The following is a 15,141-nucleotide window of genomic DNA, read 5'->3' on the forward strand; positions in this document are numbered from 1 at the left end:
CCGTGGCTCCGCTGATCGTCTTCGGCCTGGTCGCGATCCTCCTGTGGACCATCGGGGCGAAGCGGCTGGGCGACGTGCACGTCTCCGCCCCCGTGTTCATGGTCGCCTGCGGGATCGTTGCGGGCCTGGTGTTCGGCGACGAGATCACGCACCAGCTGAACACCCATCTCGCCGAGCGCGCGGTGGAGCTGATCCTCGCGGTCCTGCTGTTCGTCGACGCCGTCGAGGTGCGCGGCGGGTTCCTCGCGGGGGAGCGCGGGACGGTGCTGCGCCTGCTGGTCCTCGCGCTCCCGCTGTCGATCGCGATCGCGTTCGCCGTCGGGTTGCCGCTGCTCGGCCTTCCGTCCTGGGGCGCGGTCCTCGCGATCGCGTGCGTGGTGATGCCGCTCGACTTCGCCCCCGCGACCGATCTGCTCAGGGACCGGAGACTGGACCGCGGCCTGCGGCACGCGCTGGCCGTAGAGAGCGGCTACAACGACGGGCTCTTCTCGCCGGTGCTCGCGTTCGCGCTGCTCACCCTGGGGTCGGCGGACAAGGAGCCGTCCGGGCCGCTGTTCGGCGCCGTCCACGCCGCGTTGTGGGCGGTGGTCGTCGGTGTCGGCATGGGCGCGCTCACCGGCCTCGCCCACCGCCGGGCGGTGGCCATGCGCTGGACGGGCACGCCCGCCGTCCGCATCGCCATGGCGCTCGTCCCGCTCATCACCTACTCGCTCTCGATCGGCGTCGGCGGCAACGGCTTCGTCGCCGCGTTCCTCGCCGGGATCTCCTACAAGGTCGGACGGATGGGCCGACGCGGCGAGGACCGCGACCTCGCGCACCGCGAGCTCTCCAGCGTCGAGGACCTCAGCGTGATCACCTCGATGATCATGTGGTTCGTCTTCGGCGCCGCCGCGGTGCTCGTCTTCCAACTCGGGTTCGACGGGCGGAGCGTCCTCTACGGGCTGCTCGCGCTGACCGTCGTCCGCATGGTCGCGGTGTACGTCGCGATGCTCGGCTCGCCGGTCCGCTGGCGCGACCGCACCCTGCTCGGCCTGCTCGGGCCGCGCGGCACCACGTCGATCGTGTTCGGGCTGCTCGCCTACAACGCCACCCACGCGGCCGGCGCCGACATCGTCCTCTACGTCATGACGGTCGTCGTCGGCGGCAGCGTTCTGCTGCACGGCATCGCGATCCCCTTCGGGCTTCGCAGGTCCGCCACCGGCACCGGCACGGTCTCGAAGCCGTCCTGACGGCGGCGGCCACGGCTCTTCGACTGGACGGCCGCCGACGCCCGCCGACGCCCGCCCCGGGACGGCTACTTGCAGCCCGCGGCGGTCAGGCCCTTGTCGAGCTGACCGCGCAGCGCCGTGTTCTCGGTCGTGGTGAGCGCGCGGTTGGGCATGGTGAGCTTGAGGGTCTGCGCGCCGTGGCCGCTGGTGCTCACCTGGATGTCGGTGTCGTAGCGGTTCGGGGTCAGGGTCGTGCCGTTGGCGTAGGAGACCTTGATCCGGTAGTGCAGGATGCGTCCGCCCGGCTTGCTCAGGCAGCGCTTGGTCCCCGCCTCCATGCGCTCGTACAGGCCCCGGTTCAGGCTGGCCCACTGCGGCACGAGGTCGTAGCGCTCGTCGACGCCCTTCAGCGTCGCCGCGATGAGGTGGCCGCCGTCGTACCCGGTCGTGCCGGACATGTGCCCCGCCTTGCCCTGGCAGCTGCCCCGGTCGGCGACGCTCGACGTGAGGTTGTTCGCCTCCGCGCGCTCGGGACGGCCCTTCGCGTCGGTGAAGTAGCTCGCGCCGTTCGCGTGGTAGGTCGCGTTGGGCTTGAGGTGCTCGGCGCAGGGCACCTGGTCCACCTTCGTGGACGAGGCGACCTCGCCCGCCTTCGAGGGCGGCGCGCTCCCCGTGGACGAGGTGCAGGCCGTCGCGGCGGTGGCGACGGCGACCAGGGCGAGTGCGGCGCGTGCGCGGGTCACGGGCGTGTCCTTTCGACGGGGGGAGCGGGACGTCCGCCGAGAAGGAAAACACAAATCACCCCATTAATGACAACTGGGGTACCGCACGCGCCGCACACCACATGCGCTTATGTATCTGTATGGGTGGACATGCGAACTATGTATGCATGTCAGTGTGACGAGGAAGGTCTGAGAATGGAACGCCGCGCGTCAGAAGCGGTCGCCGTGGCGGGTCGGGATGCCGATGCCGAGCAGGTCGACGTTCGGTGAGATGACCTGGTGCCAGAGGTCCTCGAACGCGACGCCGAAGGACCGCAGCGCGCCGACCAGCATGCGCGCCGCGGTCGCGGCACCGTCCACGTCGAGCGCCGGGAACGCGTGCGCCACGCAGGGCTCGTCGTCCGGCGTGTTCGCGAGGTCCCAGCCGAGCGCGGTCATGGCGTCCGGCCAGGCGGCGTCCGCGTCGGAGGGACGGCCCGCCTCGATGTGCAGCGTCCAGTCCTCATCGGTGGTCCACTGGACGAAGCGGCGGTCGCCCGGGGTACGCACGACCACGGTGAAGTGGCCGGGGCCGTCCAGGAGCGCGAAGTCGCGGACGACGGCCGACAGCGTCGTCGCGAGCCGCTCCTCGAACTCCGTCCAGTCGTCGGCCCAGTAGCCGCCGGGGAAGGACGTGCCGTCCAGTTCCGGACCGCGGCCGATCACCTGCCAGTAGCCGAGCAGCCCGAGACCGTCGTCCGGCTCGGCCCACTTCGCCGTGCGGTACTCGTCGTTCTCGACCGCCTCGGTGGGACGGACCGCCAGATGCGCGCGGTCGCCGATCCGCTCGAGCTCCAGCAGCCGGACGGGTCCGCGCCACCGCAGCAGCGGCCCCGGCCCCCGCATGATCGACGCGGCGCCGAGCTCGTCCACGAGCGCCGAGCGGACACGGAGGAAGAGCTCGTCGCCGTCTCCCATGCTCACGGAGACCGTGGAGCCCTCGTCGTCCGCGCCGTTCCGGGCGAGATACCCCTGCCCCGTCCCGATCCCGGTGTCGTACCACTCGGTCCGCGACGGCCGTGCCCCGGCGTCGTCCGTCACCGGCCGCCAGCCGAGATGCGCGGCGGCGCGGTCGAACGCGGCGTCGTCCCATCCCGTCATGTCGAGCGTCGCGAACCGGCGGACGAGTTCCCGGATCTGATCATCGGTGGGGACCATGGCGGACGATCCTAGCGATCTCGTCCCGTTTCGAGATGGAAAAGGCGATGCGCCCTGAAGAAGGCGATACGCCCGACCCCTGGGGGTCGGGCGCCGCCGGTCACAGCAGGTCGCGGACGCGGTCGGCGAACTCCTCCGGAGTGCTGACCGGCACGCCGAGGCCTTCGGCCTTCGCCTTCTTCGACCCGGCCTTCTCACCGGCGACCAGCAGGGACGTGCGCGCGGACACCGACGAGGACGACTTGCCTCCGGCGCGTTCGATGAGCTCGTTCATCTCGTTGCGGCTCAGGTCGGCGAGCGCCCCGGTCATCGCCCCGGTGACGACCACGGTCATGCCCGCGAGTGGCAGCGCGTCCGCCTCGCCCTCGTCCGCACCGGTCTCGCCGTCCGCGCCCGATTCCTCGGTCTCGGCCACCGAGCGGAGGCCACCGGCGGGAACACCCGGCTCGGTCATGGTGAGCCCGGCGGCGACGAGCTTGTCGATGAGCGGCGCGAGGTCGGCGAGCTCGGCGACGATGACCGGGGCCTTCTCCGGGCCGATCCCGTCGACCTCGGTGAACGCCTCGGCGTCGGCGGCGCGGATGGCCTCCATGGCGCCGAAGTGCCGGGCGATGCGCCGGGACATCGACCGTCCGGTGCCGCGCACCCCGAGCGCGCAGAACACCTTGTTCAGCGGCTTGGTCTTGGCGGCCTCGATCGCGGCGAGCAGGTTGGCCGTGCTGGTCTCGCCCATCCGCTCCAGGCCGAGGAGCTGCTCGCGCTCCAGGGTGAACAGGTCGGCGAAGTCGGTGACGTGCCCGGCGTCGACGAGCTGGTCGACGATCTTCTCGCCGAGGCCCTCGATGTCGAGCGTGTCGCGTCCGACCGCGTAGCGGATCGAGGCGACCGCGTGGCAGGCCCGCCCGCGGACGCACCGCCACCGCTCCTGCGAGGAGTCGATCGCGTCGCCGCAGCGCGGGCATACCTCGGGGATCGGGATCGCGGTCTCGTCACCGGTGCGCAGCTGGACGACGGGCGCCTCCACGCGCGGGATCACGTCGCCCGCGCGGTACACCGTCACGCTGTCGCCGAGCATCAGGTCGCGCCGCGCGATGTCGGCGGCGTTGTGCAGCGTCGCGTAGGTGATGGTCACGCCGTCGACCTCGACGGGCTCCAGCACCGCGCGCGGCGCGATGATGCCGGTGCGGCCGACGTTCCACTCCACCCCGACCAGCCGGGTGATCTTCTCGGCGGCGGGCAGCTTGTAGGCGATCGCCCAGCGCGGCGCGCGGGAGGAGAACCCGGCCTCCCGCTGGTCGGCCGCGGTGTCGGCCTTGACGACGATGCCGTCGATGCCGAACTCCAGGTCGGCGCGGGCCTCGGCGATCCGCTCGACCCGCTCCTGGACGGCCTCCAGCGTCTCGGCGGTGGACGCGGCGACCGGCGTGTCCGAGGTCGTCCGCACCCCCCACGCCTCGACCTGGGCCATGACCTCGCTGTGCGCCAGGTCCGCGAGCCGTTCGGCGAGGTCGCCCGCGGTGCCCGCGCCGAACCCGGCGTCGGCCGGAAGCGCCAGCGCGCCGTAGCCGAAGAACGTCATCTCCACCGAATACGGACGGTCCTGGGCGCGCAGCGATCCCGCCGCGGCGCTGCGCGGGTTCGCGAACGGCGTGCCGCCCGCCGCGACCCGCTTCTCCGTGGCGTCCGTGAACTGCGCCGTCGTCATCAGGATCTCGCCGCGGACCTCCACGGTGACCGGCTCGGCCAGCTCGCGCGGCAGCCCGAGGACGCTGCCGATGCCGTGCGACACGTCCTCCCCGGCGGCGCCGTCGCCCCGGGTCACCAGCTGGACCAGGCGGCCGTCCACGTACCGGGCCGAGATCGCCAGGCCGTCCAGCTTCGGCTCGACGCTCCACCGCCCGACCGGGCGGCCGAGCCGCCGCTCGAGGCCCGCCGCCCACGTGACGAGTTCCTCCGCGCCGAACACGTTGTCCAGCGAGAGCATCGGGACCGTGTGCGGGACGTCCCCGACGACCGCGCCGCCGGCGACCTTGCCGGTCGGCGAGTCGGCCCGCACCAGCTCGGGATGCGCGGTCTCGTAGGCGGCGATGCCGCGGACGAGCCGGTCGTAGTCGTCGTCGTCCAGCGAGGACGTCCCGTCCCCGTAGTACGCGGCCGCCGCGTCGAGCGCGGTCTGCACGGCCGCGGCGTAGGCGGCCTCGTCGGAGATCTCGGTGATCGCAGCTGAAGTCACGGACCGATTCTCCCGCCTGCCACCGACAGTTTCCGTGTCGGCGGGCCGTTCCTAGAGGCGTTCGCGGTAGGCGACGGCGGCGATCGTGATCAGGACGGCGCTGGCGGCCAGGCTCCAGGCGAGTCCGGGCCCCCGCAGCAGCGCGGCCCCGAGGAAGGCGCCCACCGCCATCGCCACGACGGCGGTGGCCCGCCGGACGATCCGCGGGTTCGTCCCGCCCGCCAGGGACGAGTCGGACGCGATCCCGGTCAGGGTCATCGTGAGGACGGTCGTCGTCATGTCCGGGACGCCCAGCTTCCGCACCGTGCCGTTGCGCAGCCCCATGGCCAGCGCGAGCAGGACGATCAGCGCGTAGTCGGCGTCCGTGGCGAACGCGACGACCGTGGCGATGATCTGGAGCGCGGCCTCGGCGGCCAGCGTGCTCCGGACCCAGTGGACCCGGGACCGCTCCCGGAAGTACGCCTCGGTGCGTCCCGCGCAGACCGAACCGGCCAGGAACGCCAGGAGCGAGGCCAGCGAGCGTCCGGCCGAGAACCCGGGGGCGCCCGCGGCGGCGAAGCCGAGGATGACGACGTTGCCGGTCATGTTGGCGGTGAACACGCGCCCGAGCCCCAGGTAGGACACGGCGTCGACGAACCCGCTGACCAGTGTGAGCGCCGTCAGGGTGAGCGCGAGCGGATGCCGGTCGCCGATGGTCTTGACGGGCTGGAGCGCCTCGGATCCGGTCGCCGCCATCGCACCCTCCGGAGTGGTTCGGAGCCTGTCGATCCCTGCGCCGAGACTAGGCGGGACGCCCCTCCGGCGACAGAAGGCGCGCACGGCCGGACCTCGCCCGCGCGAACGATGCCAGTTCGCACTGGCGGATTTGTCGCGCACGTGACAAGAACCCCCGGGCGATTCCCGGGAGCATGGGGGGATGAGGAAGATCGCAGCCGCTGGTGCGGCGCTGGCCCTGTCCGGAACGCTCGTCCTCGCCACCACGCCCGCCGAGGCGGCGTCGAGGCCGAAGCCCGCGCCCCAGGTCCCGAAGAGCGTGCTCCGGCAGCTGCCGCCCCAGCTCAGGGCGGCCGCGGCGGTCCCGGGGACGCTCGGCTGGGACGCGCAGGGGCCCTACATCGTGTGGGGCGACATGCCCTGCTACATCCACCTTTTCGCCCCGCAGGAATGGGCGTGGGCCTGGGGCACCGGCCCCTGCTGGTTCTGATCCCACACCCTCGCATCGCCTCGTCCGGTCGTCCGGGATCGTGCCCGGACGGCCGGATCAGGACGTGTTGATGATGAGGCCGATGTGGGTGAAGTAGTTCAGCGCCCCGAACAGCAGGAACAGGACGCCCGAGACCGCCCACACGATGCCGATCACCTTGACGATCCAGCCCGACGGCGTGCGCAGGGCGAACGGGAACAGCACCGCCCCGATGCCGACCAGCACGTACAGGCCGGAGATGAACGTCGCCTCCAGCCACTTCTGGTCGGCGAACTTGCCCGAGATCGGCTCCTGGGGCGGGGCGGCGAACAGCTGGTACTTCCAGCCCGCCGCGGCGATGCCGAAGCACGCCAGGCCCATGCCGAACACGAAGATCGAGGTCGGGCCGGAGAGCCGGGACACCAGCCCCACCCGGCCGGGGCCTGCCTCGTCGAGCACCTCGCCCCGCTTCCAGAGGAAGAGCGAGGCCATGAGCAGCAGGACCCCGAACGCCAGCGACGGCTCGCCGAAGATCACGTTGTCGAACGGGAAGCCCTGCCCGGCCAGGGGCCAGGTGAGCGTCATGTGCAGGCCCGTGAGGGTCAGGATGAGCCCCAGGCCCCCGAAGGCCAGGGCCCATCCCGAGGTCTCGACCCGCCCCTCGGGGTGCAGCAGGCGGCGGCCGAGCCCCACGACCAGCAGCAGCCCGGCCCCGGCGGCGACCGCCATGATCGTGTTGTAGGTCGGCATCCGGGCCCAGTCGATCTTCAGATCGGGACCCGCCGCGGCCATCCAGGCAAGATCATTCATGCTACCCACGGTAGCAGGGCGATTATCGAGAGTGAGGGGTGGGGGTGGCTGTCGTCCCTGGTCAGAGGGCGTCGGAGTACAGAACGGACAGGAAGCGGACCAGCAGGCCCTCGCGCGTGGCGGGCGGAAGGGCGTCCAGGACGGTGTTGACGAACGCCATCTCCGGTTCGGCGTCGCCGTCCAGCCGGACGCCGACGGCCTCGAGCAACCCCGCGAAGTCCGCGTCGGTCATGCCGTCCAGGTCGAGGGAGGCCAGGGCGTCGACCAGGTCGGACGGCACGTCGGGCGGACCCGCCTCGCGGGCGGCCTCCACGGCCTCGGCGAGGGCCGCCAGCAGCGCCTCGACGTCGGTGACACCGGTCAGCGTGAAGTGCAGGTTCGCCGGGATGCCCTGGTAGGAGAGCTGCGGCTGGAAGAACCAGCCGCGCGTGCGGGCCTCGTCGGCGACGACGAAGACGTCCAGCGCCGGGTCGTCGGACGTCACCGCGACGAGCGGCACCGCCGGGTCGCCGAGGACGCGCAGGCCGGGGATCTCCGCCACGCCCGCGCGCAGCCGGTCGGCCGCCCCCATCGCGGACGCGGCCAGCTCGCGGTAGCCGTCCGCACCGAGCGCGCGCAGCGTCGCCCAGGCGGCGGCGAGCGGGCCCGCGCTCCGGCTGCTCTGCACGGTCGAGTTGATGACCGTGTACCCCGGCCATTCGGCGGACGCGTAGTAGGCGCGGCGGCGCAGCGCCTCGTCCGCGAACAGCACGACCGAGGCGCCCTTCGGCGCGTACCCGTACTTGTGCAGGTCGCAGGAGAGCGAGGTGACGCCCGGCACGGACAGGTCGAACGGCGGGACGTCGCGTCCGAGGTCCCGCAGCCACGGCAGGGCCCAGCCGCCGACGCACGCGTCCACGTGGCAGGGCACGCCCGCGGCGGCGGCGAGCGCCGCGATCTCCCCGACCGGGTCCAGCACGCCCTGCGGGTAGGACGGCGCGGAGCACACGACGAGGACGGTCCGCGCGGTGAGCGCGGCGCGCATCGCCCCGGGGTCGGCGCGGAAGGTCTCCGGGTCGACCGGGACGGTCACGGCCTCCACGCCGAGGTAGTGCGCGGCCTTCCGGAACGCCGGGTGCGCGGTCGACGGCACGACGATCTGCGCCCGCCCCTCGACCGGGCGGGCGTCCCGGGCGGCCTTCACCGCCAGCATGATCGACTCGGTGCCGCCGCTGGTGAACACGCCGGGCGTCGAGGCGTCCCCGCCGAGCCGCCCGGCGACCGCCGCGACGACCGCCCGCTCGAGCGCGACGATGCTGGGGAACGCGGTCGGGTCCAGGCAGTTGACCTCGAGCAGCTCCCGGTGCGCGGTGGCGGCGAGGTCGTGCACGGCGTCGCGTCCGGTGTCGTAGACGTAGGCGGTGACCTTGCCGCCGCGGACGGGCAGGTCCCCCTCGCGCAGGCGCGCGAGCTCGGCGAGGACCTCGGCGGCCGGCCGGCCGCTCTCGGGCAGGGCGGTTTCGGACGGTGCGGTTTCAGACGGCATGGGGTTGCGGCTCTCCGGTGGATCGGTGTGCGGCGGCCAGCCCGCGGTAGGCCAGCAGCAGCGGGACGCTCAGCAGCAGGAGCACGGCCGGGATCAGCGTGTACCCGGCGGTCAGCCCGGTCAGCGCCGAGTCCGGCTGCCGGACGGGCGAGTCGAGGTCGGACGAGTGGAACGACGTCACCGCGAGGATCAGCGCGAACACGCCCGGCCCGAGGGCCATCGCGCCGGTCTCGGCGGCCGTCCAGATGCCGGTGAACGCGCCCGGCTGCGCCTGCCCGGTCCGTCCGGCGTCGGCGTGGACGGTCTCGGGCAGCAGCGACAGCGGCAGCAGTTGCAGCGCCGCGTAGCAGACGCCGACCAGCGCGGTCAGCGCGAGCACGGCGGCCGTCGTCCCGGTCGTGACGGCGGGCAGCAGCGCCACGTCCGCCACGGCGAACAGCACGACCGCGGTGACGTAGCAGCCGACATGGCCGTACTTCCCGGCGAGCCGCCGCCACAGCGGGACGGCCAGCGCGCTCGGGCCGACCATGCACACGAACATCACGGAGGTCAGTCCGTGGTCGTCCAGCCGGTACACCGCGACGTAGGGCGCCCCGGCCAGCATCACCGCGATCGCGAGCGACTGGGCCGCGTAGGCGCCGAGCAGCGCGAAGAACGGGCGGTTGCCCCGGGCGGCGCGCAGCGCGGCGGCCAGCCCGAGCGGACGCGGCCCCGGACGCGCCGGGATCCAGCGGGTGGCGAGCGTGCTGGCCACCATCGCCGCGCCCATGAGCAGCCCGACGGCCACGCCCATGACGGCGTGCCCGCCGCGCCCGCCTCCGGCGGCGTCCGACAGGGCGGGGGCGGCGCCGCCCGCCAGCAGGATCCCGGCCGTGAGGCAGACGATCCGCCAGGCCATCGCGCGCCCGCGTTCGGCGGGCTCGTCGGAGATCTCGGCGGGCAGCGCGACGTACGGCACCTGGAAGCAGGCGAAGGCGCTGGCCGCCAGCAGGAACGCCAGCCCCGACCAGATCGCGGCGAACCCCGGCGTGTCCACGGGCGCGGCGAACATCGCGGCGAACAGCACCGGCAGGGTCACCGCCCCGGCGAGCAGCAGCCGCGTGCGCCGCCCGGTGCGGACGGCCTCCCGGTCGCTGGCCGCCCCGATGATCGGGTTGAGCACGACGTCCCACGCCTTGGGGATCACCAGGACCGCGCCCGCGACGCCCGCCGCGACGCCCATGACGTCGGTCAGGTAGTACAGGAGCAGCAGGCCGGGGACGGCGGAGAACACGCCCGTCCCGACCGAGCCGATCCCGTACCCGAGCAGCCGCCGCCGGGACAGCGGGGTGTCCTGTGTCGCCGGAGGCGGGCTCATGGTGAGACGCCGAGGGTGGTGGTCACCATGCGGCGCATGTGGGCGCGGAAGCGGATCAGGGCGCTCGGGTCGTCCATGCGGTGCCGCTCCCCGTCGCCGCGCAGCACGCCGCCTTGCGCGAACCCGTGGGTGCACCAGATGACGCTCCACACCAGGTACTCGACGTCGACGTCGTCCCCGGCGACCTTCCCGACGACGTCCCCGACCATCTCCATCAGGGGCTGGACGTAGGCGTTCTCCAGGTGCGCCACGTCCGCCGCGTCGGAGAGCCACCGGTGCATCCACAGCGCGGGGATGTCGGGGTTGGCGGCGCAGAAGTCGACGTAGCGGTCGAGCAGGTGCATCACCCCCTCGACGTCCGGGGTGAGGCCGGCCGTGGCCTCCTCGAGGGCGGCGCGCTCGCGCTGGTGCGCCCGCTCCATGACGGTCAGATACAGGTCCCGCTTGTTCCCGACGTGGTAGGCGACCGTGGCGATGTTCAGCCCGCACGCCTCGGCGATCAGGCGCGTGGACGTCCCGTCGAAGCCCAGCTCGGCGAAGAGCCCGGTCGCGACATCGAGGATCCGCTCACGTGCGGAGTCGACGCTCATGGCGCCCAACCTAGAACTCCTCACGCCTCTCCGTCAATCACTTGATGGAGGCCCGTTCGCCGCGGAGGAGGCGGGGCATTCGGAACCGGCCGCAGGGCGTTACGTTGAAGCGGTGACAGAGTCTGTGATCTTGCTTCTGAGCGGCAGCCTGCGTGCCGGTTCGTCCAATGAGGTCATGCTGAGGACGGCCCGGGAGGTGGCCCCGCCCGGCGTCCGCGCGGTGCGCTACACCGGCCTGGCCGACCTGCCCCACTTCAACCCCGACGACGACACCGACCCGCTCCCCGCGCCGGTGACCGGGCTGCGCGCGGCGATCGCCGAGGCGGACGCCCTGCTGATCTGCACCCCCGAGTACGCGGGCACCCTGCCCGGCTCGTTCAAGAACCTGCTCGACTGGACCGTGGGCGGCACCGAGATCGGCGACAAGCCGTCCGCCTGGGTGACCGCGGCGGCCCCCGGCCGGGGCGGCGGCGCCGCGGCCACGCTGCGCACCGTCCTCGGCTACACCGGCGCGGCGATCGTGGACGAGGCGTGCGTCCACCTCCCCGTCGACCGGGCGCAGGTGGACGAGGCGGGCGTCATCACCGACCCCGGCGTCCGGGCCCGGCTGGCCGAGACGATCACCCGGCTCCTGGACGCGGTCGGCGGCTGACGCCGCTCAGCGGCCGCCGGTCACAGGTCGTTGCCGGCGTAGGACAGGTTGAAGCTCTTGTTGACCAGGGGGAAGTCGGGAACGATCGCGCCGGTGAGGGCCACCGGCAGGGCGGGCCAGTTGAAGAAGGACGGGTCGACGATCTTCACGCGCGCGAGCGTGCCGTCCGCGGTGAGTTCGACGCGGTGGACGATCGTGCCGCGCCACCCCTCGACGATCCCGACCCCGGACGCGCGCTCGCCCGGCGCGGACAGCGGCGGCCAGTAGCTGGTCAGGCCGGGCGACATGCCGTAGGCGAGGTCGGTCACCAGGGCGATGGACGCGGCGATCTCCTCGGCCCGGATCTCGAACCGGGCCAGGACGTCGCCGGACGCCCGCGTCGGGACGGTCAGCGCCGGACGCAGGTCGGTGAGCGGATGGTCGCGCCGGGCGTCGACGTCGAGACCGCTCGCGCGGGCGACGTACCCGAGGACGCCGAGGTCGCGGGCCGCGTCCAGGGAGAGCGGCGCGGTCCCGGTGAAGCGGTCGAGGACGACGGTGTGGCCGAGGGCCAGGCCGACCAGTTCGCCGATGTCGTCGGCCAGCCCCTTCAACCGCTCCGGATCGGGGACGGCGAGCAGCACCGATCCGCCCGGGACGACGCCGCCGCGCAGCAGCCGGTGCCCGGTGGTCGCGGCGTTCAGCCGGAGGAGCCGCTCGCGGACGCGGCCGAACTGGGCGTTCAGGATCGAGTGGCCGACGTCGTTGCAGAGCGCGCCGAGGTCGGTGACGTGGTTGTAGAGGCGTTCGAGTTCGAGCAGGAGGGCCCGCGCGCGCTGGGCGCCGGGGGAGACCTCGACACCCGTCGCGTCCTCGACGGCCAGGCAGAACGCGAGGGCGTGCCCGACGGCGGTGTCCCCGCTGACGCGTTCGGCGAGCGGCAGCGCGTCGGCCGGGAGGCGGCCCTCGAACAGCTTCTCCAGGCCCTTGTGGACGAACCAGAGCCGCGCCTTCAGCTTCAGGATGCTCTCGCCGACGACCGAGAACCGGAAGTGGCCGGGCTCGATCATCCCGGCGTGCACCGGCCCGACCGGGATCTCGTAGACGCCCGGCCCCTCCACCTGCACGAACGGGTAGGGGCCCTCGGGGTCGCCGAACTCCGGGGGCGGTCCGGCGTCGGCGCGCATCGGGTACCAGCCGCGCGGCCAGTGGTGGTGCCGGACGAGCCGGTGCGGCAGCGGATGGTCCGCCGGGACGATCCCGTACAGGTCGTGCATCTCGCGTTCGAAGCGTCCGGCCGGGAAGCTCAGATGCGCCAGGCTCGGCACCACCGGGTCGGACGGGTCGAGCCGGACGCGCAGCTCGGCCCGGCGCTCGGGGGAGGCGGCGGTGAACAGGTACACCACGCGCAGCGACCCGTCCGGGTCCTCGTGCGCGGCGGCCAGGGCGAGCCGGTGGCCGGAGTCCAGGAGCGCTGCGGCGCGTCCGGGCAGCTCGGCGGGGGTGACCTCGGTGGCGGTGACGTTCAAGGACGGCCTTCTAGAACGGCGGTGGCGTGGTGCAGGAGGGAGTGCAGCGGCCAGGCGGTGACGCCCAGCGCCGCGCAGGCGGCGAGCCCCAGCAGCAGGGCCAGGGCGGCGGGCACGGCCGGACGGATCGGAGCCGCCGGGAACGTCGCGGCCCCCGGCCCGGGCCGTCCGGACGGCGTGCCGAGCAGCATCAGGCTCGTCCGGGCGCCGATCCCCGCGAGGACGACGGCCAGCAGCGCGAGCGCGATGCCGACCGCCCAGCCGAGGCCCGCGTCGAACCCGGCGCGGACGATGCCCAGCTCGCTGGCGAACAGGCTGAACGGCGGGAACCCGAGCAGCGCGAGCAGCCCCGCGGCGAGGCAACCGGCGACGAGGGGGCCGCGCGCGAGCAGCCCGCGGACGTCCTCGATCCGGCTGCTCCCGACCGCCTGGTGCACGAACCCCGACGCCAGGAACGCGACGGACTTGGCCAGCCCGTGCCCGAGGACGTGCAGCAGCACGGCGGTCAGGGCCAGCGGCGTCCCGATCGCCGTGCCGAGGGCGAGCAGCCCCATGTGCTCGATGCTGGAGTAGGCGAGCAGCCGCTTGTAGTCGCGCTGGGCCAGCAGCAGCGAGGCGGCGACGGCCAGCGAGGCCAGCGCGACGATCAGCAGCAGCGTCCGGGTGAAGCCGGCGCCGAGCGCCGCGTCCGCGATGACCCGGACGCGCAGCACCGCGTAGAACGCGACCGACAGCAGCACCCCGGACATCAGCGCCGACACGGGCGCGGGGGCCTGGCTGTGCGCGTCCGGGAGCCAGGCGTGCATCGGCGCGAGCCCGGCCTTGGTCCCGAACCCGAGGACCAGCAGCGCGACGGCGATGCGCGTCACCCCCGCGTCCAGGGCGCGCGCGTGCTGGACCAGGGGCGCCCAGTCCAGCGCGCCGGACGCGGGGACGTGCGCGTGCCGCGCGGCGAAGTGCAGCAGCACGACCCCGAGGAACGCCAGGGCGATCCCGGCCGAGCAGATCACGACGTACTTCCACGCCGCCTCGGTCGCGTTGCGCGTCCGGCGGAACCCGACGAGGAACGCCGTCAGGATCGTCGTGGCCTCGACCGCGACCCACAGGACGCCCAGGCTCGCGGCCAGCACGGCCAGCGCCATCGCCGCGACGAACGCCTGGCTCAGCACCCCGTACCGCCGAAGGTCGGCGTCCGTGGCGTGCCCGGCCGCCTTCTCGGCGGCCAGGTAGGACGGCGCGGCCAGGGACGCCAGCAACGCCACCGCGCCGATCACGATCAGCATGTAGGCGCTCAGGGCGTCCGCCCGCAGGAACCCGCCCAGACCGGTGCGCGGACGGGACGAGACGAGAACGGCCAGCGCGATCCCCGCGCCCAGCAGCCCGGCCGCCGCCGGGACGCCCAGCCACGCCAGGCCGCGCCGCCATCCGAACACGGCGTGCAGCCCGGCGGCGAGCAGCGGCAGGACGGGCGGAACCAGCAGCAGAACGGTCATCAGTCGCGCAGCTCCCGCAGGTCGTCGAGGTCGGTGCCGCCGAACGCGGTGTGCATCCGCGTGGTCAGCACCCGCAGCACCAGCACCGCGAGCAGGACGTCCAGGGACACCCCGAGCTCCACCGCCAGCGGCACGCCCGAGGTCGTGAGGAAGGCCAGCGCGGTGATCCCGTTGTCCACCAGCAGGAACCCGACCACCTGCGCCAGCGCGCGGCGGCGCGTCACCAGGACGAAGAACCCGATGAGCACCACGGTCACCGCGACCGGCGCGGCGTGCGTCGCGGGCGACGGCTCGAGCGCCACGACCGGGCGGGTCACCGCGTAGGCGAGCAGCGCCAGCAGCGCCGCCACCACCAGCGAGGCGGCCACGTTCACCAGCGGCTCGGTCTCGCGGCCCGCGCCCCCCGCCCGCATCGCGCGGCGCAGCAGCAGCGGGAGCAGCAGACCGCGCAGGACGCCGACCCCGGCGGCCACCGCCACCAGGCCCGCGTCGTGCGCGTGGACGCCGAGCACCGCGACCAGCGCGGCGAGCGCGACGCCCTGCGCCGCGAACAGCCGGACGATCGCCCGCAGGTCGCGCCGCCACAGCACGAGCACGGCCGCGAGGACGAGCGCCCCGCAGGCCAGGTCCAGCGACTGGACGTAGAAGGTGCCGGTCATCGCC

14 protein-coding genes are annotated in these 15,141 nt (G+C 73.6%); 3 read left to right on the top strand and 11 right to left on the bottom strand.

The features are described from left to right. Nucleotides 1–2 precede the first annotated feature (2 nt). A complete protein-coding gene (locus EBO15_RS03315; RefSeq protein WP_199744303.1) occupies nucleotides 3–1,229 on the top strand; it encodes a cation:proton antiporter domain-containing protein in 1,227 nt (408 codons plus the stop codon). Between the two features lie 65 nt (nucleotides 1,230–1,294). Here EBO15_RS03315 and EBO15_RS03320 read toward each other — a convergent pair whose 3' ends face one another. The 4 genes from EBO15_RS03320 to EBO15_RS03335 all read right to left on the bottom strand — a co-directional run bounded on the left by EBO15_RS03320 (nucleotide 1,295) and on the right by EBO15_RS03335 (nucleotide 6,095). After that, nucleotides 1,295–1,951, bottom strand: a complete 657-nt coding sequence (locus tag EBO15_RS03320) for a DNA/RNA non-specific endonuclease (RefSeq protein WP_158628119.1) — start codon at nucleotides 1,949–1,951, stop codon at nucleotides 1,295–1,297. A 189-nt stretch (nucleotides 1,952–2,140) separates the two neighbouring features. Further along, the gene (locus EBO15_RS03325) at nucleotides 2,141–3,127 is read right to left on the bottom strand and encodes a TY-Chap domain-containing protein (RefSeq protein ID WP_122192796.1); all 987 of its coding nucleotides are present in this window, start codon (nucleotides 3,125–3,127) and stop codon (nucleotides 2,141–2,143) included. A 100-nt stretch (nucleotides 3,128–3,227) separates the two neighbouring features. Further along, the gene (ligA, locus tag EBO15_RS03330) at nucleotides 3,228–5,360 is read right to left on the bottom strand and encodes an NAD-dependent DNA ligase LigA (RefSeq protein WP_122192797.1); all 2,133 of its coding nucleotides are present in this window, start codon (nucleotides 5,358–5,360) and stop codon (nucleotides 3,228–3,230) included. A 51-nt stretch (nucleotides 5,361–5,411) separates the two neighbouring features. Continuing rightward, entirely contained in the window at nucleotides 5,412–6,095 is a 684-nt protein-coding gene (locus tag EBO15_RS03335; protein ID WP_122192798.1) for a YoaK family protein, read from the bottom strand. 181 nt (nucleotides 6,096–6,276) lie between these two features. Here EBO15_RS03335 and EBO15_RS03340 point away from each other — a divergent pair, with 181 nt between their 5' ends. Beyond that, nucleotides 6,277–6,564, top strand: a complete 288-nt coding sequence (locus EBO15_RS03340) for a hypothetical protein (RefSeq protein WP_122192799.1) — start codon at nucleotides 6,277–6,279, stop codon at nucleotides 6,562–6,564. A 57-nt stretch (nucleotides 6,565–6,621) separates the two neighbouring features. Here the strand turns inward: EBO15_RS03340 and EBO15_RS03345 are convergent, their stop codons facing one another. The 4 genes from EBO15_RS03345 to EBO15_RS03360 form a co-directional block, all read right to left on the bottom strand. Next, entirely contained in the window at nucleotides 6,622–7,353 is a 732-nt protein-coding gene (locus tag EBO15_RS03345; RefSeq protein ID WP_199744304.1) for a DUF981 family protein, read from the bottom strand. A 61-nt stretch (nucleotides 7,354–7,414) separates the two neighbouring features. Further along, on the bottom strand, nucleotides 7,415–8,878 hold the full coding sequence (locus tag EBO15_RS03350; RefSeq protein ID WP_122192801.1) for a pyridoxal phosphate-dependent decarboxylase family protein: 1,464 nt from the start codon (nucleotides 8,876–8,878) through the stop codon (nucleotides 7,415–7,417). Next, a complete protein-coding gene (locus tag EBO15_RS03355) occupies nucleotides 8,868–10,235 on the bottom strand; it encodes an MFS transporter (protein ID WP_122192802.1) in 1,368 nt (455 codons plus the stop codon). Before EBO15_RS03355 ends, EBO15_RS03350 begins: the two co-directional genes overlap by 11 nt. Further along, nucleotides 10,232–10,825 (bottom strand): TetR/AcrR family transcriptional regulator, encoded by a 594-nt coding sequence (locus tag EBO15_RS03360; RefSeq protein WP_122192803.1) that lies wholly within the window; start codon nucleotides 10,823–10,825, stop codon nucleotides 10,232–10,234. Before EBO15_RS03360 ends, EBO15_RS03355 begins: the two co-directional genes overlap by 4 nt. 124 nt (nucleotides 10,826–10,949) lie before the next feature. On the opposite strand from EBO15_RS03360, the gene EBO15_RS03365 reads away from it, so the two are divergent. Next, on the top strand, nucleotides 10,950–11,477 hold the full coding sequence (locus EBO15_RS03365) for an NADPH-dependent FMN reductase (protein ID WP_267898376.1): 528 nt from the start codon (nucleotides 10,950–10,952) through the stop codon (nucleotides 11,475–11,477). 20 nt (nucleotides 11,478–11,497) lie between these two features. On the opposite strand, the gene EBO15_RS45105 is transcribed toward EBO15_RS03365, so the two are convergent. The 3 genes from EBO15_RS45105 to EBO15_RS03375 are packed head-to-tail and all read right to left on the bottom strand — an operon-like array spanning nucleotide 11,498 to nucleotide 15,137. Beyond that, on the bottom strand, nucleotides 11,498–12,985 hold the full coding sequence (locus EBO15_RS45105) for a hydrogenase large subunit (protein WP_233615902.1): 1,488 nt from the start codon (nucleotides 12,983–12,985) through the stop codon (nucleotides 11,498–11,500). Continuing rightward, nucleotides 12,982–14,478, bottom strand: coding sequence for a proton-conducting transporter transmembrane domain-containing protein (locus EBO15_RS45110; RefSeq protein WP_199744305.1), 1,497 nt, complete (start codon nucleotides 14,476–14,478; stop codon nucleotides 12,982–12,984). The genes EBO15_RS45105 and EBO15_RS45110 overlap by 4 nt, the downstream gene beginning before the upstream one ends. Further along, nucleotides 14,478–15,137, bottom strand: a complete 660-nt coding sequence (locus EBO15_RS03375; protein ID WP_122192805.1) for a hypothetical protein — start codon at nucleotides 15,135–15,137, stop codon at nucleotides 14,478–14,480. Before EBO15_RS03375 ends, EBO15_RS45110 begins: the two co-directional genes overlap by 1 nt. Between the last annotated feature and the right edge of the window lie 4 nt (nucleotides 15,138–15,141).

Origin of the sequence: Actinomadura harenae (genome assembly GCF_003696215.1) — a bacterium.
Classification (GTDB): Bacteria; Actinomycetota; Actinomycetes; order Streptosporangiales; family Streptosporangiaceae; genus Spirillospora; species Spirillospora harenae.

What these genes read in the sequence shown, in the direction of transcription:
- EBO15_RS03325 (WP_122192796.1), bottom strand. Translation starts at nt 3,127, where the DNA reads ATGGTCCCCACCGATGATCAGATCCGGGAACTCGTCCGCCGGTTCGCG.
- EBO15_RS03335 (WP_122192798.1), bottom strand. Translation starts at nt 6,095, where the DNA reads ATGGCGGCGACCGGATCCGAGGCGCTCCAGCCCGTCAAGACCATCGGC.
- EBO15_RS03340 (WP_122192799.1), top strand. Translation starts at nt 6,277, where the DNA reads ATGAGGAAGATCGCAGCCGCTGGTGCGGCGCTGGCCCTGTCCGGAACG.
- EBO15_RS03345 (WP_199744304.1), bottom strand. Translation starts at nt 7,353, where the DNA reads ATGAATGATCTTGCCTGGATGGCCGCGGCGGGTCCCGATCTGAAGATC.
- EBO15_RS03350 (WP_122192801.1), bottom strand. Translation starts at nt 8,878, where the DNA reads ATGCCGTCTGAAACCGCACCGTCCGAAACCGCCCTGCCCGAGAGCGGC.
- EBO15_RS03355 (WP_122192802.1), bottom strand. Translation starts at nt 10,235, where the DNA reads ATGAGCCCGCCTCCGGCGACACAGGACACCCCGCTGTCCCGGCGGCGG.
- EBO15_RS03360 (WP_122192803.1), bottom strand. Translation starts at nt 10,825, where the DNA reads ATGAGCGTCGACTCCGCACGTGAGCGGATCCTCGATGTCGCGACCGGG.
- EBO15_RS45110 (WP_199744305.1), bottom strand. Translation starts at nt 14,478, where the DNA reads ATGACCGTTCTGCTGCTGGTTCCGCCCGTCCTGCCGCTGCTCGCCGCC.
- EBO15_RS03375 (WP_122192805.1), bottom strand. Translation starts at nt 15,137, where the DNA reads ATGACCGGCACCTTCTACGTCCAGTCGCTGGACCTGGCCTGCGGGGCG.